General features: G+C 62.2%; 17 protein-coding genes. 9 read left to right on the forward strand and 8 right to left on the reverse strand.

Translation table 11 applies throughout. From position 1 onward, the window contains the following. Positions 1-101: 101 nt before the first annotated feature. Positions 102-1,487 carry a DUF4397 domain-containing protein gene (locus KW824_RS19260; protein ID WP_371316627.1) on the reverse strand — a complete coding sequence of 462 codons (1,386 nt, stop codon included), beginning with the start codon at positions 1,485-1,487 and terminating at the stop codon, positions 102-104. 460 nt (positions 1,488-1,947) lie between these two features. Between KW824_RS19260 and KW824_RS19265 the strand changes: the two genes are divergently transcribed. Both KW824_RS19265 and KW824_RS19270 read left to right on the forward strand, forming a co-directional pair. Next, a complete protein-coding gene (locus KW824_RS19265; RefSeq protein WP_218410757.1) occupies positions 1,948-2,898 on the forward strand; it encodes a transposase in 951 nt (316 codons plus the stop codon). 202 nt (positions 2,899-3,100) lie between these two features. Continuing rightward, the gene (locus KW824_RS19270; protein WP_218410758.1) at positions 3,101-3,889 is read left to right on the forward strand and encodes a retron system putative HNH endonuclease; all 789 of its coding nucleotides are present in this window, start codon (positions 3,101-3,103) and stop codon (positions 3,887-3,889) included. Between the two features lie 581 nt (positions 3,890-4,470). Here the strand turns inward: KW824_RS19270 and uvrD are convergent. Then, positions 4,471-6,642, reverse strand: a complete 2,172-nt coding sequence (gene uvrD / locus KW824_RS19275; protein WP_218410759.1) for a DNA helicase II — start codon at positions 6,640-6,642, stop codon at positions 4,471-4,473. 409 nt (positions 6,643-7,051) lie between these two features. Here uvrD and KW824_RS19280 point away from each other — a divergent pair, with 409 nt between their 5' ends. The 4 genes from KW824_RS19280 to KW824_RS19295 all read left to right on the forward strand — a co-directional run bounded on the left by KW824_RS19280 (position 7,052) and on the right by KW824_RS19295 (position 11,796). Then, positions 7,052-8,050 (forward strand): BMP family protein, encoded by a 999-nt coding sequence (locus tag KW824_RS19280; RefSeq protein WP_005326140.1) that lies wholly within the window; start codon positions 7,052-7,054, stop codon positions 8,048-8,050. Between the two features lie 97 nt (positions 8,051-8,147). After that, a complete protein-coding gene (locus KW824_RS19285) occupies positions 8,148-9,710 on the forward strand; it encodes an ABC transporter ATP-binding protein (RefSeq protein ID WP_218410760.1) in 1,563 nt (520 codons plus the stop codon). Next, positions 9,710-10,828, forward strand: coding sequence for an ABC transporter permease (locus KW824_RS19290; RefSeq protein WP_041206642.1), 1,119 nt, complete (start codon positions 9,710-9,712; stop codon positions 10,826-10,828). Before KW824_RS19285 ends, KW824_RS19290 begins: the two co-directional genes overlap by 1 nt. Before the next feature lie 2 nt (positions 10,829-10,830). Next, on the forward strand, positions 10,831-11,796 hold the full coding sequence (locus KW824_RS19295) for an ABC transporter permease (protein WP_025325295.1): 966 nt from the start codon (positions 10,831-10,833) through the stop codon (positions 11,794-11,796). A 78-nt stretch (positions 11,797-11,874) separates the two neighbouring features. On the opposite strand, the gene KW824_RS19300 is transcribed toward KW824_RS19295, so the two are convergent. Together KW824_RS19300 and KW824_RS19305 are read right to left on the reverse strand one after the other, a co-directional pair. After that, on the reverse strand, positions 11,875-13,056 hold the full coding sequence (locus KW824_RS19300) for a M28 family metallopeptidase (protein ID WP_218410761.1): 1,182 nt from the start codon (positions 13,054-13,056) through the stop codon (positions 11,875-11,877). 410 nt (positions 13,057-13,466) lie between these two features. Next, positions 13,467-14,372 carry a LysR substrate-binding domain-containing protein gene (locus KW824_RS19305; protein WP_182786915.1) on the reverse strand — a complete coding sequence of 302 codons (906 nt, stop codon included), beginning with the start codon at positions 14,370-14,372 and terminating at the stop codon, positions 13,467-13,469. Positions 14,373-14,491: 119 nt separating this feature from the next. Here KW824_RS19305 and KW824_RS19310 point away from each other — a divergent pair, with 119 nt between their 5' ends. Both KW824_RS19310 and fghA read left to right on the forward strand, forming a co-directional pair. Continuing rightward, a complete protein-coding gene (locus KW824_RS19310) occupies positions 14,492-15,619 on the forward strand; it encodes an S-(hydroxymethyl)glutathione dehydrogenase/class III alcohol dehydrogenase (RefSeq protein WP_161506744.1) in 1,128 nt (375 codons plus the stop codon). A 52-nt stretch (positions 15,620-15,671) separates the two neighbouring features. Beyond that, on the forward strand, positions 15,672-16,526 hold the full coding sequence (gene fghA / locus KW824_RS19315) for an S-formylglutathione hydrolase (RefSeq protein ID WP_171273002.1): 855 nt from the start codon (positions 15,672-15,674) through the stop codon (positions 16,524-16,526). Positions 16,527-16,605: 79 nt separating this feature from the next. Here the strand turns inward: fghA and KW824_RS19320 are convergent, their stop codons facing one another. Beyond that, a complete protein-coding gene (locus tag KW824_RS19320) occupies positions 16,606-17,328 on the reverse strand; it encodes a GIN domain-containing protein (RefSeq protein ID WP_218410762.1) in 723 nt (240 codons plus the stop codon). Between the two features lie 340 nt (positions 17,329-17,668). Between KW824_RS19320 and ovoA the strand changes: the two genes are divergently transcribed. Beyond that, positions 17,669-19,819, forward strand: coding sequence for a 5-histidylcysteine sulfoxide synthase (ovoA, locus tag KW824_RS19325; protein ID WP_218410763.1), 2,151 nt, complete (start codon positions 17,669-17,671; stop codon positions 19,817-19,819). Positions 19,820-19,876: 57 nt separating this feature from the next. On the opposite strand, the gene KW824_RS19330 is transcribed toward ovoA, so the two are convergent. The 3 genes from KW824_RS19330 to KW824_RS19340 form a co-directional block, all read right to left on the reverse strand. Beyond that, complete coding sequence (locus tag KW824_RS19330) at positions 19,877-20,848, reverse strand: bile acid:sodium symporter family protein (RefSeq protein WP_218410764.1); 972 nt, start codon at positions 20,846-20,848, stop codon at positions 19,877-19,879. 211 nt (positions 20,849-21,059) lie between these two features. After that, positions 21,060-22,496 carry an amino acid permease gene (locus KW824_RS19335; RefSeq protein WP_218410765.1) on the reverse strand — a complete coding sequence of 479 codons (1,437 nt, stop codon included), beginning with the start codon at positions 22,494-22,496 and terminating at the stop codon, positions 21,060-21,062. Between the two features lie 165 nt (positions 22,497-22,661). Further along, positions 22,662-23,000, reverse strand: coding sequence for a tRNA-binding protein (locus KW824_RS19340; RefSeq protein ID WP_218410766.1), 339 nt, complete (start codon positions 22,998-23,000; stop codon positions 22,662-22,664). Between the last annotated feature and the right edge of the window lie 66 nt (positions 23,001-23,066).

Raw genomic sequence — 23,066 nt, forward strand, 5'->3', positions numbered from 1 at the left:
AGACCCGGACTTCCGCCTCCCAGATCTCCTGCCATAAAAAGACCCAAACTGAAGGGCTCAGTCTGGGTCAGGTTGCGAGTCAGTTGACTAGCAGAGGGTCATCATTTGCTGCTGATATCGTCCAGGATCAGCAGCTCGGGATCCACGCCACCCGCACTGTCAGACAGGGCCGCGGCTGTCAGCACCTGACCATTGACCAGGGTGACCGGCAGGGGACCGATGACCGGGGTCTTGTCACCCGAGGCCGTGACGGTGACATAGTAATCCCCGGCAGCAAGGGCAAGATAACCACTGTCAGCCTTGAAGGGTACGGCGCTGAGCGCCGGTGACGCACCGCTGATGTCCGACCCCGCAGTCAGGTAGACGTCCACCGCCGGTGCCGTGGGGGCGGCATGGAGCACACGCAGTTGTGCCTCTGTCGCCACCACACGACCGCTGTCGGTCAGCAGCAAGGGCTCTATGGTTTCACCGGATGGGTCCAGCAACTGACCCACGGCAAACAGGGAGTAGCGGGCACCCGCCTTGAGCGGCACGTCGCTGGCATTGATGACTTCCGGTGTAGTGGCTCCGGTTGGCGTGACCACAAAGTCATAATCGCCGGCGGCCAGGCTCAGGTAGGAGGTGTTCGCCTTGAAGGCCAGTCCTTGCAGCGGGGCCGCTGTCGGCGCAACGCCATTCACCCAAATATCGACGGCAGGGGCATCAGCGACGGCATGAACCCCCCTCAGCTGAGCCTGCTCATCGGTAGACAAGATGGGAGTGGCGCCAGCATCACCGATGGCAAGCAGTTGTACCGGGCTTGGCCCCGCCCCCAGGTTGTCGATCGCCGCCATCAGCAAGTCTGTACCCGCGTTGAGCGTCAGCGGGCCAGAGTCATAAACCACATCGCTGCTGCCCGGCAGCGTCAGCCTGATCTGGTATTCGCCTGCTGGCAGGGTGAGGGGGTCGCTATAGGTCTTGAACGGTATATTGGCCAGCGTCGGGCTGGTCAGGGCGGCCCCCGGCGCAGTGACATGGATGTCGACGGCCGGTGCACCGGGTGCGGCATGCACCACCTGCACACGAATATCGCCTCCCGTTGGTGCCTGGTTCGGCCGCTCAATCACCAGCGGGCCGAAGGCGGTATCCCCGCTCCCCGCCAGTTTGCCCACTGCCAACACGTCGTACTGAGTGTCGGGTTTCAGGTCGAGGGATACCGGGCCTATGACGGTCGAGGTGCCGCTCGGCAAAATACCATCGACTGCAACTTCGTGACTGCCAGCGGCAACCGGCTTGAGCCCGCTGCTTGAGCCATAATCGACGGCCGTCAGGAAAGGCGCACCGTCGACATTTACATTCACCTTGGGGGCATCAGGGGCTAAGTGGCTGATCCTGATGGCGGCATTGGGCGGACTGCTGTCATTTTCACTGCCTCCGCATGCGGCCAGACCCAATACCATAGCTAGTGCGGCACAACGTTGAATCCATTTCATCTGGTCATTCTCCATTGGTTGGTCCCCACGGGCATATGCAGCTCGCTAATGACTGGATCATCACCCTTTGCTTTTTATTTGATCAGGCAGTGGCGCGGCATGGACGGCAGACATCCCCTTCCCCGTTCCAGCCCCCGCCACGCCGGCAGAGGGCGCCTCGCTCACATAGCGGGAGTTCCTGCCCCCTCTCCCCCTACCATTCATTACTGCCAGTGAATTTTCATATCAACCGAGTGCCATTTCAGTGAACACCCCACCGCCCTAGACTGCTTCTCGAACCTTAACGAGGAGTCTGATATGAAATCTCCCCAAGTCGCTTTGCTGGCCGGCGCCATCGCCTCGGCTCTCTCTCTCAACACCTTCGCCGATGATCTGGTCTCGGTGCAGTTCAGCAACTCTTTTTATTGGGACACCCACCTTTTTGACAGCGCTTTACCTCTGTTCTTGACTGAAAGGGAAATCGCAGGAGGTTGCCATGACCATTGCCCGTTCCCGTCAAATCAGTCTGCAAGATACACCCTACTACCACGTGGTCAGTCGCTGTGTGCGACGGGCCTTCTTGTGCGGCGAAGATGCCCATTCCGGCCAGAGTTACGAGCACAGGCGCCAATGGGTGGTCGACAAGCTGGGGCAGTTGTCACGGCTGTTTGCCATCGGTGTCTGTGCCTACGCGGTGATGAACAATCACTATCATCTGGTGCTCAAGGTTGAACGAGATATCGCCCTCCGCTGGAGTGAGCAGGAAGTGGCCGAGCGTTGGGCCGCACTGTTTCAGTGGCCCCTGCTGGTGCGACGCTGGTACCAAGGAGAATCCCTGATTGAACCGGAGCTGATGGTCGTACAACAGCTAATCGCCCAATGGCGTGAGCGACTGCATTCCATCAGCTGGTTTGTTCGGTTGCTCAATGAAAACCTGGCCCGCCAGGCCAATCAGGAGGATGGTTGCAAGGGCCATTTCTGGGAAGGGCGCTTCAAGAGCCAGGCCTTGCTCACCGAGTCAGCCCTGCTGGCCTGCATGGCCTACGTCGACCTCAATCCGATACGGGCAGCGATTGCCGACAGACCCGAAGAGAGCGACTACACCAGCATCAAACAGCGCCTCGTGGACCAACAACCTGCAGCATCGTTGCCACCTCTGTTGCTGCCGTTTTCCAGCCAAGGCAAGCCAGATGACCTGCCCTATGCCTTTCTCGACTATCTGGCGCTGGTCGACTGGACAGGGCGAGCCATCAGAAGCGACAAGCGCGGTCATATTCCGGTTCACCTTGCGCCCATACTGGTGCGGCTGGGGTTGGATGAAGCTCGCTGGCTGAAACAGGTGACACTGTTTCGGCGGCAGGGCATCAGAGTAGTGGGTGACAGAGAACATTGCCGGCTGTTCGCACAGCACTGCGGCCAGCGGCGATGTCACCAGCTGCCTGTTTGAATCGCTAGTTCCCGCGTCACATCACACCCCGGCGTGTCACCCGATGCCGGGCATGACGTTGCCTGAACAAGAGGCTTTTTAGGCCAGAACAGCCACCTTGTTGCTCCCGCTCCAACCCTCGAGCCAACTATCCGTCATCGCATCACCAATCTGGATACGGCTTACTCAAAAAGGTGGGTGTCCCAGGTTTCTTGTTTTAATAATGAAAAAGATAAATAAGGGGGAAGAACCAAATCGATTAGGGGCATTCAAAGCTGCACACCCTGATGCCTTGTGGGAGAAAAATAAAGAATCCATTAGAGAAGCTTTCCGTTGTTGTAGTGCAAGGTACCAAGAGACGCAGCAACAACTACGGACAGATCAAGGCAATCTATGTGCATATTGTGAGCAGGACTTGCTGGCTGGAACCAATGGGGCATTAGATGACTGTCGCATTGAACATTTTCATCCGAAATCGAGACGAGAGCCGGGAGAACCTAATTGGGGGTTGGAGTGGACCAATTTGCTGGCTGTTTGTTGTGGAGGAAACCAAAGAAATGTTGTTAATCATGAGCAACGGTTTGATAGCGAATCAAAGAATTATTCTTGTGATGTACCTAAGGACGACAAAATTCTGGATGCGATCATCTTAAATCCACTGCAATTACCTCATATCAACGTTTGGAATTTTAATCGCTCAACAGGACTAATTACTGTAAATGAGAGTTCCTGTCAGTCTAATGGGCTGAACGTAGAAATGGCACGCAAAACCATAGATGAATTGAATCTAAATTCCCCTCGGTTAACACGAGCTCGAAAAGCTGTTCTCGATAGTCTAAATAATAATATTCAAGACATAGTTAATAGTGGGAGAACGATAGATTACGCTATTGGTTTAATAGCCAAGTCAGTACTTAGAAAAAATAGAGCGGGCGATTGGCCATCATTTTTCAGTGCGATACGTTTTTATTTAGGCCAACAAGCTGAGGAAAATTTAGTTCATCCACTTTAAGTGATTTATAGCGGGGAAGTTCGGACTCCCACCATTGTGAGCCACGCACAACACTCTGACGAGAATTCTGGGCCACAGTCATGCACAGTCTTGGACCCCCTCCAATCCGCCGAGGGTCAGAGGCAACGTCAGGGATGCCATCAGGGATGATGGCGTAGCCGCAGCCGGCACAGGGATGTGCCGTCTGCGGCGGCCCGTCCGACGTTGGCTCTGGCCCGAGGGGACTGGCGAAGCCAGCGGATTGGCGGGGGGGCCTTTCTTTTGGTGACTTTTCTTTGGCCACGCAAAGAAAAGTTACTCGCCCAAGCCCGAAGGGCGGGCGAAACCCTGTCGAGGGCCCAGCCCTCGCGTCCAGCACGGCGTCAGCCGTGCCATCAGCAAGCGCCCCCTCATCCCCACAACCCTTCTCCCGCAAGGGGAGAAGGGAGCAAGACGCTCTCGGGAATTAGCCCCTCTCCCGCATGGGGAGAAGGGAGCAAAACTATCTCGGGAACAAGCCCCTCTCCCGCATGGGGAGAAGGAGGCAAAGGCTATCTCGGGGATGATCCCCTCTCCCGTTGGGAGAGGGTCAGGGTGAGGGATTAGAGCGCCTCCAATCTCGCATACGCCGTCACCAGCCACTTGGCGCCGACGTCGTCGAACTGGATCTGCACCCGGCTCTGCTGGCCGACCCCTTCGAAGTTGAGCACTATGCCTTCCCCAAATTTCGGATGGAGCACCCGCTGGCCGAGCTTGATGCCGCTGGCGTCAAAGCTCTGCTGCACCTCGTTCTGGCTGAAGCGGCCGTACTGGGTGGGGCGGCTGACCTGGGTGCGCAGCCGGATCTCTTCCAGACACTCGGCGGGCATCTCGCGGATAAAGCGGCTCGGCTTGTGGAACATCTCGCGGCCGTAGATGCGGCGGCTCTCCGCATAACAGATGTAGAGCTTCTCCATGGCGCGGGTCATGCCCACGTAGCAGAGGCGCCGCTCCTCCTCCAGGCGGCCCGACTCCTCGGTGGATTGCTGGCTGGGGAACATGCCCTCTTCCACCCCGACCAGCAGCACCAGGGGATATTCCAGCCCCTTGGCACTGTGCAATGTCATCAGCTGCACCGCGTCGGCATATTCGTCCGCCTGATTCTCGCCGGATTCCAGCGCCGCGTGGGCGAGGAAGGCGGAGAGATCGCTCATGTCTTCCAGCTCGTCCGGGCGCTGGTACTGACGGCAGGCGGTGACCAGCTCGTCCAGGTTCTCTACCCGCGCCTGGGATTTCTCGCCTTTTTCCGCCAGATACATCGCCTTGAGGCCGGAGTGCTGGATGGCGATGTCCGCCTGCTGGTGCAGGGGCAGCATGCCGACCTGCTCCTCCAGCGCATCGATGAGATCCACGAAGCCGCGCACCGCATTGCCGGCGCGGCCGGTCAGCACCTTGTCGTTAAGCAGGGTCTTGGCCGACTGCCAGAGGTTCTGTCCCTGATCCCGAGCGTTGTTTCGCAAGATCTCCAGGGTGCGCTCGCCGATGCCGCGGGTCGGGGTGTTGACGACCCGCTCGAAGCTGGCGTCGTCGCCTCTGTTGTTGATAAGGCGCAGGTAGGCCATGGCGTCTTTGATCTCCTGGCGCTCGAAGAAGCGCAGGCCGCCGTAGATGCGGTACGGCATGGCGTCCTGCATCAGCGCCTCTTCCAGCACCCGTGACTGGGCGTTGGAGCGATAGAGGATGGCGCAATCGGCCAAGAGGCCACCTTTATCTTTCCAATCCTTGAGGCGGCCGACCACAAAGCGGGCCTCGTCCACCTCGTTGAAGGCGGCGTAGAGGGAAATCGGCTCCCCCTCGGCCCCTTCGGTCCACAGCTCCTTGCCGAGCCGCTCCGAGTTGTTGGCGATGACGCTGTTGGCGGCTTTGAGAATATTGGCGGTGGAGCGGTAGTTCTGCTCGAGGCGTATGGTCTGCGCCCCCTCATAGTCGGTCAGGAAGCGCTGGATATTCTCTATCTTGGCGCCGCGCCAGCCGTAGATGGACTGGTCATCGTCGCCGACTATCATCACCCGGCCTGTGTCGCCAGCCAGCATCCGCAGCCAGGCGTACTGGATGCCGTTGGTATCCTGGAACTCGTCCACCAGTATGTTCTGGAAGCGGTCGCGGTAGTGCTCGAGGATGTGGGGTTTGTTCAGCCACAGCTCGTGGGCGCGCAGCAGGAGTTCTGCGAAGTCCACCAGCCCGGAGCGATCGCAGGTCTCCTGATAGGTCTTGTAGATCTGCTGATAGGTGCGGGTGACGGGGTCACCGTAGAGATCGATGTCGCCGGGGCGCAAGCCTTCGTCTTTCTTGCCGTTGATGTAGCCCATCACGGCGCGCGGGGCCCAGTGCTTCTCGTCGAGGTTGAGCGCCTTGAGCACCCGGCGAATGAGACGGTACTGGTCGTCGGAGTCGAGGATCTGGAAATCCTGCGGCAGGCCCGCATCCAGATGGTGGGCCCGCAGCAGCCGGTGGGCGATGCCGTGGAAGGTGCCTATCCACATGCCGCGCACGCCGTCACCTATCACTTTCTCGACCCGGCCGCGCATCTCGGCCGCCGCCTTGTTGGTAAAGGTCACGGCGATGATGGAGAAGGGTGAGCAACGCTCCACCTGCATCAGCCAGGCGATACGGTGCACCAGCACCCGGGTCTTGCCCGAGCCGGCGCCCGCCAGCACCAGCAGATTGCTGCGAGGGGCCGCCACCGCGTCTCTTTGCTTGTCGTTGAGCCCGTCGAGCAGGGTTGAAACGTCCATCACCACTCCTGTTTATTTATACAGGCGGGGATTATACGGCCTGAGGCGTCAGAGACCAAGTCGAGGTGCGGCACCGGCTCGCCCCTGCCGACAGAAGCGGTCTGGCCGCTGGATTTGGTGCCGATAGAAACCACTTTTTTCATCGAAAGAGGAAAACGCTTGCGCATAACCTCATGAATAGAAACACAAATGTCGTTTGGCGCCTATTAATCACAGCATTTAACTCTGCAAACAAACCTAAAAACAAACACTTATAAAGCAATTTGCTTATATTTCAAACCGTTAACGCAAACGTTTTTCCTCTATGATCCCCTTGACCCACAGGCTGGCTCACTTACAGTTAGCCAGCGTGCTTTATGACCTGCCAAGACAGGTTGTGGACCCTCACATAACAATCAAGGATACGATCGTGACTAAAGTGCTCAAGCTGGCCACCGTGGCCGCCCTCACCCTCGCTGCCCTTTCTGCCCAGGCAGCCTCCGAGCCCGCCGTCATCTATGACACCGCTGGCAAATTCGACAAGTCCTTCAACGAAGCCGTGTTCCGCAACGGCGTCGAAGTCTACAACAAGGACAAAGGCGTCAAGGTCAAGGAGTTCGAGCCCCAGAACGAAGCCCAGCGCGAGCAGGGTCTGCGTCGTCTGGCCAGCCGTGGCAACGGCCCCATCGTCGCCGTCGGCTTCAACATGGGCTCCGCGGTAGAGAAGGTTGCCACCGAATTCCCGAAAACTCAGTTCACCATCATCGACATGGTGGTCGACAAGCCGAACGTACAGTCCCTCATCTTCAAGGAGCATGAAGGCTCCTTCCTGGTGGGTGCCTTGGCGGCCATCGCCTCCAAGAGCGGCAAGGTCGGCTTCGTGGGCGGCATGGACATCCCGCTGATCCGCAAATTCCAGTGCGGCTATGAGCAGGGCGCCAAGTACATCAATCCGAAGATCGACGTGTACCAGAACATGACCGGCTCCACCCCGGCGGCCTTTGCCGACCCGGCCAAGGGTGCCGAGCTCGCCAAGTCCCAGTTCGCCAAGGGCGCCGACGTTGTCTATGCCGCCGCCGGCGGTACCGGTATCGGTGTCTATCAGGCTGCCAAGGACGAAGGCAAGCTGGCCATCGGCGTGGATTCCAACCAGAACCACCTGCAACCTGGCACCATGCTGACCTCCATGGTCAAGGATGTTGGCCTGGCCGCGTACAAGAGCTGGGATGACGCCGCCAAGGGCAGCTGGAAGCCGGGCATCCAGACCCTGGGTCTGGCCGAAGGCGGTGTTGACTGGGCGCTGGACGAGAACAACGCCAAGCTGATCACCCCGGAAATGAAAGCCAAGGTCGAAAGCATCAAGGCCGACATCATCGCCGGCAAGATCAAGGTGCACGACTACATGAGCGACAACTCCTGTAAGTACTGATACTGCGAGTACTGAGTCTCTGCTACGACTCTCAACCCAGACCGGCCCGCACGGGCCGGTTTTTAGTCTCTACTTCATGACCCGCAAGGACTGCATCATGGACCAGACAGATCGCTATGCCATCGAATTAAGAGGTATCGATAAGCGCTTTGGCGAGGTTTACGCCAACAAGCAGATCGACCTTCAGGTTCGTAAAGGCAGCATTCACGGCATCGTCGGCGAAAATGGCGCCGGCAAGTCGACCCTGATGAGCATCATCTACGGTTTCTACCACGCCGACAGAGGCGAGATGCTGATCGACGGTAACCCCTTCAAACCCCATGGCTCCCAAGATGCGATTGCCGCAGGGGTGGGCATGGTGCACCAGCACTTTATGCTGGTGAACAACTTCACCGTGCTGGAGAACGTCATCCTCGGCGCGGAAAACGGCTGGCACCTGGGCAAGAGCCTGGCGGCGGCCGAGAAACTGCTCGGCGAGCTGGCCAGGGACTATGGTCTCGAGGTGCCGCTGCACGAAAAAGTCGAGGATCTGCCGGTGGGCCTGCAACAGCGGGTCGAGATCCTCAAGGCGCTCTATCGCGGCGCCCGCATCCTGATCCTCGACGAGCCCACCGGGGTGCTGACCCCGCAAGAGGCGGATCACCTGTTCGAGGTGCTGAAAAAGCTCCGGGATCAGGGCGCGACCATCATCCTCATCACCCACAAGCTGCGGGAGATCCTGGCCATCACGGATCAGGTCTCCATCATGCGCCGGGGCGAGATGGTGGCCCACGTCGCCACCAAGGACACCGACAAGGAGCAGCTCGCCGAGCTGATGGTGGGCCGCAAGGTGCGCCTCAAGGTCGACAAGGGCACAGCCCAGCCGGGCGAGGCCAAACTCAAGGTCGATGGCCTCTCTTACGTCGATGACGCCGGGGTGGAGCGGGTCAAGTCCGTCAGCTTCGCGGTGCGCGCCGGGGAAGTGGTCGGCATCGCCGGGGTCTCCGGCAACGGCCAGTCCGAGCTGCTCAGCCTGCTCGGCGGCATCCTCAAGCCCAGCAAGGGCAGCTTCACCATCGCCGGAGCCCAGAGCCACGAGGTGAGCCTGAGCCATCCGGCCGATCCGGAGCGGGTGCGCAACTTCGGCCTCGGCCACATTCCGGAAGACCGCCACAAGATGGGGCTGATCAATCGCTTCGAGGCGAAAGAGGCCTTCATCCTCGGTTATCACCGCCGCCCGCAATACAACAAGGGCTGGCTGCAGGACAAGGAGGCGATCCGTCAGGATTGCCAGGCCAAGATGGAGAAGTGGGACGTGCGCCCGCCAAGCCCGGAGCACAAGACCGCGAACTTCTCCGGCGGCAACCAGCAGAAGCTGGTGATCGCCCGGGAAGTGGAACAGGACCCGGATGTGCTGCTGGTCGGCCAGCCGACCCGGGGCGTCGACATCGGCGCCATCGAGTACATCCACCAGCAGATCATCGCCATGCGCGACAAGGGCAAGGCGGTGCTGCTGGTGTCGGTGGAGCTCGACGAGATCATGAGCCTGTCTGACCGTATCCTGGTCATCGCCGATGGCCGCATCGTCGGCGAGCTGGACGGCGCCAAGGCGGATGAGCGCACCATAGGTCTTATGATGGCTAACATAGTGCCTGACGAGATTGCCAAGGAGGCCCACTGATGAGCCAAGTACGTATTCCTGCCTGGATCTCCGTGGGCGTGCTGCCTGCGGTCAACATCCTGCTGGCCTTCCTGGTGTCGGCCATCCTGTTCTACTACCTCGACATCAACCCGGTCGATGCCGCCGAGATCATGTGGTACGGCGCCTTCGGCACCGGCGAAGGCATAGGCTTTACCCTCTACTACGCCACCGGCTTCATCTTCACCGGTCTGGCGGTAGCGGTGGCCTTCCACGCCGGCCTGTTCAACATCGGCGGTGAGGGCCAGGCCTATATTGGCGGCCTGGGTGTGGGGCTGGTCTGTCTGCTGCTCGGGGACGTGCTGCCGTTCGCCCTGCTGTTGCCGCTCGCCATCATTGCCGGTGGCCTGTTCGGTGCGGCCTGGGCCTTCATCCCGGCCTGGCTGCAAGCCAAGCGGGGCAGCCACATCGTCATCACCACCATCATGTTCAACTTCATCGCCGCCTCCCTGATGGCCTACCTGCTGGTCGACGTCTTCAAGCCGCCAGGATCCATGGCCACAGAGAGCAAGGTGTTCGCCGTGGCGAGCTGGCTGCCGAAGATGAGCGAGCTGGCGGCCGGTTTCGGTGTGGAGATGCCGAACAGCCCCCTCAACATCAGCTTCGTCTGGGCGCTGATCTGTGCGGCCCTGGTGTGGGTCTTCATCTGGCATACCCGCTGGGGCTACGAGATCCGCTCGGTCGGCGCCAGTCAGAGCGCCTCCGCCTATGCGGGCATCTCCTACCCCAAGGTGGTGATCCTGGCCATGGTGATCTCCGGTATGCTGGCGGGCTTCTTCGCCCTCAACGTGCTGCAGGGTGAGCTGCACCAGATCAAGCTCAACTTCGTGGAAGGCTTCGGCTTCACCGGCATAGCGGTGGCCCTGATGGGTCGCAACCACCCGGTCGGCGTCATCATCGCCAGCCTGCTGTTCGGCTTCCTCTATCAGGGTGGTGCCGAGCTCAGCTTCGAGTTCGGGGTGGATCGCAACATAGTGGTGGTGTTGCAGGGTCTGGTGATCCTGTTCTGCGGCGCCCTCGAGCACATGCTGCGTCCGCGCATCGAGCAGGCCTACCTGGCGTTTGCCAACCGCTCAACCGCACAAGTGAAGGGAGTCTGATCATGTTCGAAATGCTGATCCTGATGCTGGATGCGACCATACGTACCGCACCGCCCCTGATCCTGGCGGCCATGGCGGGGATGTTTTGCGAGCGCTCCGGGGTGGTCAACATCGCCCTGGAGGGCAAGCTGCTGGCGGCGGCCTTCGCCAGTGCGGCCGCGGCCGCCGTCTCCGGCTCCGCCTGGATTGGGCTGGGTGCCGGGGTGGGTGTCTCCATCCTGTTCGCCCTGCTGCACGGCTTCGCCACCATCACCCACCGCGGGGATCAGGTGGTGAGCGGCATGGCCATCAACATACTGGCGGCCGGTCTGACCGTCACCCTGGGCCGTTACTGGTTCGATCAGGGGGGTCAGACCCCGGCACTCTCCGGCGATGCCCGCTTCGCCCCCATAGACCTGCCCTTCGCCAAGGAGCTCTATGACGTGCCCGTCATCGGCCAGCTCTACAGCGAGCTGCTGAGCGGTCACTCCCTGCTGGAGTACGTGGCCTTCGCCGCCGTGCCCCTGGCCTGGTGGGTGCTGTTCCGCACCCGCTTCGGCCTGCGGCTGCGGGCGGTGGGCGAAGCCCCGGCTGCGGTGGATACCGCAGGTATCTCCGTGGTGCGGATGCGCTATACCGCCCTCATCATCGGCGGCCTGCTGGCCGGGATCGGGGGCACCTATCTGGCGGTGGCCCAGACCGCCCAGTTCATCCCCAACATGAGCGCGGGCAAGGGCTTCATGGCGCTGGCGGCCCTGGTGTTCGGCAAGTGGCGCCCCTGGAACGCCATGGCGGCCTGTCTGCTGTTCGGCTTCCTCGATGCTGTCGCCATCCGGCTGCAAGGGGTCAGCATCGGCGATTTCCCGATCCCGGTGCAGGCCATCGAGGCACTGCCCTACATACTGACGGTCTTCCTGCTCGCCGGCTTCATCGGCAAGGCGGTGGCGCCCAAGGCGCTCGGCACCCCCTACGTCAAGGAGCGGGAATAGCGTCCCGCCCATACCAAAAATGCAAGAAGGCCCACGACTGTGGGCCTTTTTTTACGCGGTTCATCGCGCCTTGGCGGTTCAGTTTATCTTGCCCATCTCGATGGCGAAGCTGGTGGCCAGCTGGGCGAACTTGAGGGCGTGGGCAGCCGAGGGATCAGAGTTTTGCAAGGTGTCCTGGGCGGTGTGGATGTTGGGGTTGTAGTCGTTGAAGCGCGACTCGAACGGCATGGCGGCCGGGTAGCCCTGATTGTGCCAGGAGGCGTGATCCGAGCAGCCGTAACCGCAGCTGTCGTAGCCGTAGCGGATCTGGGGCAGATAGGCGTCCAGCAGCTGGGCCAGATAGCCGGTCAGCCCCTGGTCGGTGTAGTCGGTCATGAAGACGATCTCTTCCGCCGAACCCTGGTAGTTGGTCATGTCTAGCTGCAGCGCCGCCAGCACCTTGGTGTTGGCCGCCTTGTAGCGGGTGGCGATGTCCTTGGAGCCACGCAGCCCCACCTCTTCCGCCGCATAGCCGATGAACTGCAGGGTGCGCTCCGGCTGGCGGCCCTGCTCGGCGATGACCCGCAGCACCTCGGTCAGGGTGGCGATGCCGGAGGCATCGTCATCGGCCCCCGGCGCCAGGGTGCGGCTGTTGGGGGCCGAGCCCGCGGTGGAGTCGAGATGACCGCCGAGTACCACCACTTCGTCCGGATAGCGGCTGCCCTTGAGGGTCAGCACCACGGATTGCTGCGGATAGCCGCTGTGCTTGACCCGGCTGACGCTGGCCCAGGGCAGGGTCGCGCTCAGGGTCTGCCACTGACCGGCCACCCAATCGGCCGACTGCACTCCTGTGGTGGTGGTGTAGTAGCGGTTGCGCCAGCTCGAGAGCTGACTGATGGTGCCGACTATCTTGCCCTGATCCAGATGGGGCAGCAGCCGGCTGACGCTGGCCCCCTGGGTCAGCGGCGGGGCACTGAACAGGTTCTGGCTGATGGGCTGGGCCATGCTCTGCAGGGCGTCGGCCAGGGTGCTGTGCACCACGTAGCCGCCGCAGCGCTGGTGCCCTTCGTGCATCAGGTGGGAGAGAGTGCCAAGCTCGCTCGCCTCGACCTGGGCCAGCTGGATGGGGGCACCGCTGGCGCTGAACAGGGGGGCCAGCCTGGCCTTGACCTGCTTGAGTTCGACGCCGCTGTCGGCACCGACCGTGATCCAGACGGGTTCGGCGGCCTGTGCGGCGAGGGGCAGCAGGGGGAGCAAGAGGGCGGTCAACAAGGGTTTCATATCGGATCCTTCCAGACTGAGTGGCGGGAAAAAGTGCCAAATGGGTGTCATTAGACGACCGGTCCAGTCTAGCCAAGGAGGCTGACCGGCGAATTTGCCCGTCTGGCGCGGCCGTCCCCCCGTCCGGTGGGGGCCGCTGCAGGATCTGCTGTCTACTGCGCCGGTATCAGGGGGGCGGACGGAGCTTTGTGCTGGCGAGGGGGTTCCACAGGGCGTGCCCGCCGGACAGGACGATGACAGCCCAGGCTGGGGGGCTGACAAAGGGAGTCAAACTGTGCCATGTCGGCGCGGATAGCCGAGGGGGCATCCATGATGACGCCCCTTGCAGTGATGACCTGCTTCAGGACTGTCCTTCTAATACCCAATGGAGACAGCGCCTTTTTTATGAGGCGCGTGTTGTCATCCGGGCGTCAGCCTATGGGGCGCACCAGCGCCGGCTGGGCGGGATCGCTGAGCCGTTCGGCGAGGTAGTCCACCAGCAGCCGCACCTTGGGGGAGAGGTGGCGATTGTGGGGATAGAGGGCCCAGATCCCCTCCTCTGGCGCCCGCAGCTCCGGCAACAGTTCGATGAGATCCCCCTGGGCGAGGTGGTCACTCACGTAGTAGTCCGGCAGCTGGATGATGCCGATCCCCTTGAGGGCCGCATCCAGCAGGGCGTGGCCGCTGTTGCAGTGGAGCAGGCCGCGCACCCGCACGCTGTGGGGACGACCGTCCAGGGTGAAGTGCCACTCGTCGCCGTTGCCCACCAGACAGGTGTGACGGGCAAGCTCCGAGAGGCTGTTGGGGATGCCGTGACGGGCGGTATAGGCGGGGGAGGCACACACATAGGGCACCCGCTGGGCCAGTTTGCGGGCCACCAGGGTCGAGTCCTTGAGGTGGCCGAGACGGATCGCCAGATCGAACCCCTCGTGCACCAGATCCAGCAACTGGTTGGTGAGGTTGAGGGTCACCTCCAGCTGGGGGAAGCGCACCATGAAGTCATTCACCAGGGGGGCGATGCGGCTCTCGCCGTAGGAGACAGGGGCCGTGATGCGCAGCGACCCTTGTGGCACCGCCTGATGGCGCCCCAGTGCCAGCTCCGCCTCGTAGAGGTTGTCCAGCAACTGGCGACAGTGGCGAAAGTAGATCTCCCCGAGCTCGGTGAGCCGCACCTGACGGGTGGTGCGCAGCAGCAGCTTGGCCTGTAACCTGTCTTCCAGCTGCGCCACCTGGCGGCTGACCTGCGCCACCGACACCCCCAGCTTGCGCGCCGCCGGGGTAAAGCCCCCCTGCTCCGCCACGCTGACAAATTCACAGACCCCTTCCCAGCCGAACATTATTACCTGTGTGTAAAAGTGATTTGATATTTAGCCTTATTATCACCAAATCGGCGGGAAACTACACTGAATGTCCGAACTCATTTCCGTTCACCCACACAACCACGAGGACATCATTCATGGCACAGGTTCAGAGCATCAAGTGTAAAGCCGCCATCGCCTGGGGACCGGGTCAGCCCCTCTCCATCGAAGAGGTCGAGGTCATGCCGCCCCAGGCTGGCGAGGTGCGGGTACGGATCGTCGCCACCGGCGTCTGCCACACCGATGCCTTCACCCTCTCAGGGGAAGATCCGGAAGGGGTCTTCCCCTGCATCCTGGGCCATGAAGGCGGCGGCATCGTCGAGTCCGTCGGCGAGGGCGTCACCAGCGTCAAGGTCGGCGATCACGTGATCCCGCTCTACACCCCCGAGTGCGGCGAGTGCAAGTTCTGCAAGTCCGGCAAGACCAACCTGTGCCAGAAGATCCGCGCCACCCAGGGCAAGGGGCTGATGCCGGACGGTACCACTCGCTTCTCGAAAGATGGCCAGCCCATCTATCACTACATGGGCACCTCCACCTTCAGCGAATACACAGTGCTGCCGGAGATCTCCATCGCCAAGGTGGACCCGGCCGCCCCCCTGGAAGAGGTCTGCCTGCTGGGCTGCGGCGTCACCACCGGCATAGGCGCCGTGATGAACACCGCCAAGGTGAAGGAGGGTGAGAGCGTCGCCATCTTCGGGCTGGGGGGCATCGGCCTCTCCGCCGTCATAGGCGCCCGTCTCGCCAAGGCCGGCCGCATCATCGCCATCGACATCAACGAGAGCAAGTTCGAGCTGGCCCGCAAGCTGGGCGCCACCGACTGCATCAACCCGAACGATTACGACAAGCCCATCCAGGAGGTGATCGTCGAGATGACCGACGGCGGCGTCGACTTCTCCTTCGAGTGCATCGGCAACGTCAAGGTGATGCGCGCGGCGCTCGAATGCTGCCACAAGGGCTGGGGCGAATCCGTCATCATCGGTGTGGCCGGTGCCGGCCAGGAGATCAGCACCCGTCCATTCCAGCTGGTCACCGGCCGGGTCTGGCGCGGCAGCGCCTTCGGCGGGGTGCGCGGTCGCAGCGAACTGCCGAGCTATGTGCAGCGCTACATGCAGGGTGAGTTCAAGCTGGACGACTTCATCACCCACACCATGGGGCTTGAGCAGATCAACGAGGCGTTCGATCTGATGCACGAAGGCAAGAGCATCCGCACCGTCATCCACTACTGATCCCATGAGCGCCCCGCCCATCGATGAATGTGCGGGGCAGAGGAGTTCGTCGATGAATCTGGACATCATCAGCAGCAACAAGAGCTTCGGTGGCTGGCACAAGCAGTATCGCCACCGCTCCACCGTACTCGACTGCGAGATGCGCTTCGCCATCTATCTGCCGCCCCAGGCCCTCACCGGCCAGAAAGTGCCCGTGCTCTACTGGCTCTCCGGCCTCACCTGCACCGACGAGAACTTCATGCAGAAGGCGGGGGCCCAGCGCATCGCCGCCGAGCTCGGCATCGCCCTGGTGGCGCCGGACACCAGCCCCCGCGGCGAGGGGGTACCGGACGACCCCGGTTACGATCTCGGCATGGGGGCCGGCTTCTATGTCAACGCCACCCAGCACCCCTGGCGGGCGCACTACCAGATGTATGACTACGTCACCCGGGAGCTGCCCGAGCTCATCGAGACCCACTTCCCGGTCTCGACCAGGCGCGCCATCAGCGGCCACTCCATGGGGGGCCACGGTGCGCTCATCGCCGCATTGCGCGAGCCCGGCCGCTACCGCTCGGTGTCGGCCTTCAGCCCGATCAGCCACCCGAGCCGCGCCCCCTGGGGCCAGAAGGCGCTCGGTGCCTATCTCGGCAACAACCCATTGCTGTGGCAGGAGTGGGATGCCTGCCAGTTGCTGCGCCACCACGACTGCCAGCCCCTGCCAACGCTGGTGGAAGTGGGGCTGGACGATCCCTTCCTGACGGAACAGCTCGGCATCGATGCCCTGGCCGAGATAGCGGCCGCCAAGGCCTGGCCCCTCGAGCTCCATCGCCATGCCGGCTATGACCACAGCTACTACTTCGTGGCGAGCTTCATCGAGGCGCACCTGCGCTTTCACGCCAGCCACCTCGGCGACCCGGCCCGGGAGTGATGCGAGCCACAGGCCTGCCAAAACACATCAAAAAAGGCCCCACGGGGCCTTTTTCATTGCAGCTCTGCATCGCTGGGGATCAGCTCCCCAACCGGCTCACCTGACCCGAGCCCGCGATCTCGCTCTTGAGCTCGGGATCCCCCCAGTAGCTGACCGAGCCAGAACCGGCGATCTCGATCTTGAGCCGCGACTGGGCCCGCACCTCGACCTCGCCACTGCCGGCGATACTCACCTCAACCTCCTCGCTGGCGAGCCCGGCTCCCTTGACGCCACCGGCTCCCGCGATGTTCAGCTCCATGGCCCTGACCGAGCCCTGCCCCAGATCCAGATTGCCCAGACCGGCGATGTTGCCCTCCAGCCGGTTCAGCACCAGCCCGCTGGCGACGATGTCACCCGTGCCTGCCACCGACAGCACCAGCTCATCCCCCTTGAAGTCACGCAGCTCGCCATTGCCGATGCCCGCCAGCGCCAGCTCATGGAGCTCGGGCAGGGTGATGGTGATCTCCAGCGGCTCGCTGGGGACCAGCCGATAACCCTCCTTCACCTCTATCTCCAGCTTGTCGTCCTGCTCGGTCAGCTCCAGGTAGGGCAACAGGTTCTTCTGCCCCCGGATATGGATGCCGCGCGCCTCCCCCGCCACCAGTTGGATGTTGGCAGGCACCCCCGCCAGTACCCGGGTCACCTCCCGACCCAGGGGGTGCTGCTGCTCCACCAGGGCCCCGGCCCCGCTCACCTTGACGTCATCCTGCCAGCTGCAACCACCCAGCCCCAGGGCCAGCACGGCTCCCATCATCCATTTCATCGCCACTCTCCTCGTTGTGTGTTGGCAAACACGACCCCTTGGTCCGCGCAGCCTGGTGAAGGGGCAATTGCAAACCACATGCCACAGATCCAAGGCTATGAATTTCAACTGAAAATCAGATTTCATGTTCACCATACCCTTCATCTTTGAGAGCCATTCAGACCATATGTTGGTCAAACTCACCATGCCCGAACGGGGGAAACAGCCCGCCGGCAGGGCCAGTCGCCGCCGGAGGAGCAAGTTTTTGGTTGCCGCCCCGGTCTGTTGAGCCAATAGTGATACCTTGTGCGTATAGAGCTCTCCACCGATGCATTTGTCACTGCCTACAAGGAGTCAGAGCGTGACCCAAGTCAGCCACCCATTCGCCAGCCCAGGCGGCCTGCCAGCCCCGACCCGTACCCTGCGGCTCGACGGCGACGATCCCGAGCACAAACGTCACGAGCTGCTCGACTACTTCTGTCAGACCTTCGATCTCTACGACAGCCTGTTTGACTGCCTGGCCGATGAGCGGGCCTGGTTCAACAAGGCGATCCCCCTGCGCCACCCCCTCATCTTCTACTACGGCCACACCGCCGCCTTCTTCGTCAACAAGCTGCTGGCGGCGCGCCTCATCGAGAGCCGTCTCGATCCCCGCATCGAGGCCATGGTCGCCATCGGCGTGGACGAGATGAGCTGGGACGATCTCGACGAGACCCACTACGACTGGCCCAAGGTCACCGAATTGCGCAGTTATCGGGCCAAAGTCCGCACGCTGGTTTGCGACTTCATCCGGCGGATGCCGCTCACCCTGCCCATCGACTGGCAGAGCCCGGCCTGGGTCATCCTGATGGGCATAGAGCATGAGCGCATCCACCTGGAGACCTCCAGCGTGCTGATCCGCCAGTTGCCGCTGGCCTGGGTGCAGCCACAACCTTATTGGCCCGCCTGTACCGAGGCACGCCATCGGCGTGACGAGGTACCCACCAACGGCTTGCTGCCGGTGGCGGGGGGCAGGGTGCGGCTCGGCAAACAGGACGCCACCTACGGCTGGGACAACGAATATGGCGAGCGCCACATCGAATTGGCCCCCTTCCAGGCCAGCCGCATGCTGGTGAGCAACGCCGAGTACTTCGAATTCGTGCAGGCGGGTGGCTATGAGACCCGGGCCTGGTGGGACGACGAGGGCTGGGGCTGGTGCCAGTATGCCAGGGCGCGCATGCCCAGCTTCTGGGTCGGTAACCCCAGCGAGCCCGAGCAACTGCAACTGCGGCTGATGACCGAGCAGGTTGCCCTGCCCTGGGACTGGCCGGTGGAGGTAAACCAGCTGGAAGCTGCCGCCTTCTGCCGCTGGAAAGCGGCCCAGACCGGCCTGCCCATCCAGCTGCCGAGCGAGGGAGAGTGGGCGCTGCTGCGCGAGCAGGTGCCCGGGGATCAACCGGACTGGCTGGAGACCCCCGGCAATATCAACCTGGCCCGCTTCGCCTCTTCCTGTCCTGTGGATGCCTTTCCACAGGGCAGCTTCTTCGATCTGGTGGGCAACGTCTGGCAGTGGACCAGCACCGCCATCGACGGCTTCGAGGGGTTCAAGGTGCATCCGCTCTACGACGACTTCTCCACCCCCACCTTCGATGGCAAGCACACCCTCATCAAGGGCGGCAGCTGGATAAGCACTGGCAACGAGGCGCTCAAGTCATCCCGCTACGCCTTCCGCCGCCACTTCTTCCAGCATGCGGGCTTCCGCTATCTGGTCTCCCGTTATCAGGAACCCGTTATCGTGAATCCTTATGAAACCGACGCCCTGGTGGCGCAATACCTCGACTTCCAGTACGGCCCGACCCACTTCGGGGTAGCCAACTACGCCAGCACCCTGGCCAGCCTCGCCAGCGAGCTGTGCAGCAACCACCAGCGCGCGCTGGACATCGGCTGCGCCACCGGCCGCGCCAGCTTCGAGCTGGCCCGCCACTTCCAGCACGTGGACGGAGTGGACTACTCGGCCCGTTTCATCGACGTGGCGCTCGCACTCGCCAATCAGGACAGCTTCCGCTATGCCCTGCCCCTGGAGGGGGAGCTGGTGGAGTATTGCGAGGCACGCCTCTCCCGCCATGATCTCGGCCGCGAGCAGAGCGATCGGGTCCACTTCAGCCAGGGGGATGCCTGCAACCTCAAGCCCAGGTACGAACACTACGATCTGGTGCTCGCCTCCAACCTCATCGACCGGCTGCGGGAGCCCGCTCGCTTCCTGCGCGACATTGCTCCCAGACTGCGCAGCGGCGGCCTGCTGGTGCTCACCAGCCCCTACACCTGGCTGACCGACTACACCCCCAAGGCGAACTGGCTCGGCGGCATCCGGGAGAACGGCGAGGCCCTCTCCACCCATCAGGCGCTGCAACGGCTGCTGGCGGCGGAGTTCGAGGAGCTGTGCCCGCCGAGAGACGTCCCCTTCGTCATCCGCGAGACAGCGCGCAAGCACCAGCACACGGTGGCCCAGCTCACCGTCTGGCGTAAACGCTGACGGGGTAGCAAACGAAAGAGGGAGGCCCATGGCCCCCCTCTCTTTTATCCGGGCGCCTTACCCCTCCTGGACCTGGAGCAGGGCCTCCTGCTCGCGGTAGCGGCGGGCCAGCACGGCGCACACCATCAACTGGATCTGGTGGAAGATCATCAACGGCAGCACCATGACCCCGACGCTGGCGGCGGGGAACATGACGTTGGCCATGGGCACACCATTGGCGAGGCTCTTCTTCGAGCCGCAGAAGACGATGGTGATCTCGTCCGCCCTGTTGAAACCGAGGCGGCGGCTGATCCAGACGTTCCAGCCCAGTACCAGGGCCAGCAATACGCAGCTCAGCAGCACTATGCTGGCCAAGTCATACCAGCCTACCTGATGCCAGATCCCCTGCACCACGGCCTCGCTGAAGGCCACATAGACCACCAGCAGGATGGAGCTCTGATCCAGCTTGCCGATCATCGGGCGGTGGCTATCGACCCAACGGCCGATGAGGGGGCGCGACAGATGGCCCACCACGAAGGGCAGCATCAGCTGCACCATGATGGCCTGGATGGAGTGCCAGGTGTCGACCCCCTCCCCCTGCACCTGGATCATCAAGCCCACCAGCACAGGTGAGAGGAAGATGCCGAGGATGCTGGAGGCCGAGGCGCTGCACACCGCCGCCGACACATTGCCCCCCGCCATGGAGGTGAAGGCAATGGCCGACTGCACGGTGGCGGGCAGGGCGCACAGATACAAGAAACCGAGGTAGATGGCCGGACTCAGCCACTGGGGCACCAGCGGCGTGAGCAAGAGCCCGAGCAGCGGGAACAGCAGGAAGGTGCTCGCCATCACCACCAGATGAAGCCGCCAGTGACCGAGCCCTGCCAGCAGGTTCTGGCGCGACAGCTTGGCGCCATGCATGAAGAACAGCAGCGCCACCGCCAGCTTGGTCAGCAGCGCGAACCAGACGGCCACCTGGCCCTCGCAGGGGAAGAAGGAGGCCAGGGCCACCACGGCAATCAATACAGAGGTAAAGGGATCCAGACGCACGAGCGGTCTCCGGTGAAAGCAGATCCCGTCCCCTCGCGGGGCCGGTGATCGGGGACGACAGGAAACACAACAGGAGCTGTGGCACAGCTCCTGTTGAAACGAATCCCCAGCTTACCCCGATAAGCGGGAGGCGCAAAGTTGAGCGACGCCCCTTTATCTGCCGGTAATTAAGCAAGCCGGGCTGGCCACCGGATCCGGCCAGCCTTGCGCTTCAACTCTGCTTGGCCAGCTTGCCGCCAGCTCCGCCGGTTGCCTGCTTGCGGGCCTGACGCTTCTCGAAGCGGGAGATCCACCAGTAGGCCAGCGCCGAGAAGACCGCGGTCATGAAGACGTTGATGAAGAAGGCGCGCACCAGATCCACCCCGGCCGGGAAGGCGGAGGCGCTCATGCTCACCACGAAGATGGCGATCAGCACAGAGACAACCGCCATGCCGAAGGTGCGCGATCCCATACGGAACTCGCGGGGGGTGTCGTCGTGTTTCCAGCGGAACACGAAGTAAGCCACCATGATGAAGATCGGCGGCAGCATGGCGGTACCGGCGGTGAGGTTGATCGCGGTGTTCATCATCTGCTGCACCGACTCGGAGCCGAAGCCGTTGACCACCAACATCACGAACACGAAGGCAAACTGCCACCAGGCGGCGCGTACCGGCACCCCGTGCTCGTTGAGCCGGGTGGTCTTGTCGCCGTAAACCCCCTGCGGGATCTCGGAGAAGTGGATCTTCACCGGCGCCGAGGTCCACATCATCATGGAGCCGAACATGGCGATGAACAACACGATACCGACTGCACGGCCCACCAGGGTCTCGGAAAGCCCGAAGTACTGGGCCATGCCGGTGAAGATCTCCACCATGCCGCCAGCATAGGTGAGGCTCTCGCGCGGCACGAACACGTTCACCAGCAGGGAACCCAGCGCATACATGGCACCGATGACGATACCGGCGGTGATGATCACCTTGATAAAGGACTTCTGACCGCCCTTCACGTCATTGAGATAAGCCGCTGCTGTTTCGGCACCGCCCGCCGCCTGGAAGATCCAGCACATGATGCCCAGCGTCGCCCAGTTGACGGTGGGAGTCATGGCCTCCAGCGTGATGGGCTGTGCCGCCACATGGTCACCACCGAGGGCCATCAGGGCACCCAGCACATAGATGGCGAACAGGGCAAAGACGCCGTAGGCCACCAGTTCGGCAATCTTGCCGAGCCAGCTCGCCCCCTTGGTGGAGATATGGGTCGCCGCCGCAAACAGCACGATGGAGATGATCGAGGTGACGGTCGGCGAGAAGCTGTACTCATAGCCCAGCATGGCGTAAGAGGCGTAGGCAATGACGTTGGGCAGCAGGGAAACGAACCAGAACAGGTTCACAAACCAGTAGAGGAAGGAGCCCAGATAGGCCATCCGGGTGCCGAGCGGTTTTTTCAGCCAGTCGTACATCCCCGACTCGGAATCTTTGTTGGCCGAGACGAACTCGGCAATGATGAAGACGAAGGGGATGAAGTAGACGAGCGTGGCCAGCAGGAAAATGGGGGCGGAACTGAGCCCCAGCTCGATGTTGTTGTTGACGATGTTGCGCACGTTGAACACGGCGGCAAAGGTCATCGACAACAGGGCAAACTTGCCTATGGTGCCGCGTACGGATTCAGACATATGTCCTCCAATGGACTCGCGTTCCCTGCGGGTAACGCTGTGACTCTGTGATGTGTTCGGCAAGGGTCTGTCGGCCCCGCTCTTTACTCTCTTGTTATGATCGGGCCGCTTGGACGGCCTCGTTGCTGAACCGGTGCAGTCTCCCGCACCGGCTCGCAATCTCAGTCAGACGATCGGGGTGCCCGGCGCCATCGGCACCCGCGGTTGCAGCAGCACGCTCTGGCTCTCGTCCGGGGTCTCGGCGCACAGCAACATGCATTCGGATCGCTCGCCGCGCATCCTGGTCGGTTTCAAGTTGGTCAGCACCACCACCTCGCTGCCCATCAGCTCCGCTTCGCTGTAATGGGGCACCAGACTGGTGACGGTCTGCAGCGGCCGCTTGCCCCCCACGTCGATCTGGACGATGTAGAGTTTGTCGGCCCCGGGGTGGCGCACCACCTCCAGCACCTTGCCCACCTTCATCTCGACCCGTTTGAATTCGGCAAACTCGATCGTCTCGCTCATGCTCTTCTCCTTTTCTGGTTCAACAGTTTGCGGGTGGCCAGTGGCCACCCGGTTTGATGGGGAGTC

The sequence above is a fragment of the Aeromonas sp. sif0611 genome (assembly GCF_019218845.1).
In the GTDB taxonomy this organism is placed as follows: domain Bacteria; phylum Pseudomonadota; class Gammaproteobacteria; order Enterobacterales; family Aeromonadaceae; genus Aeromonas; species Aeromonas media.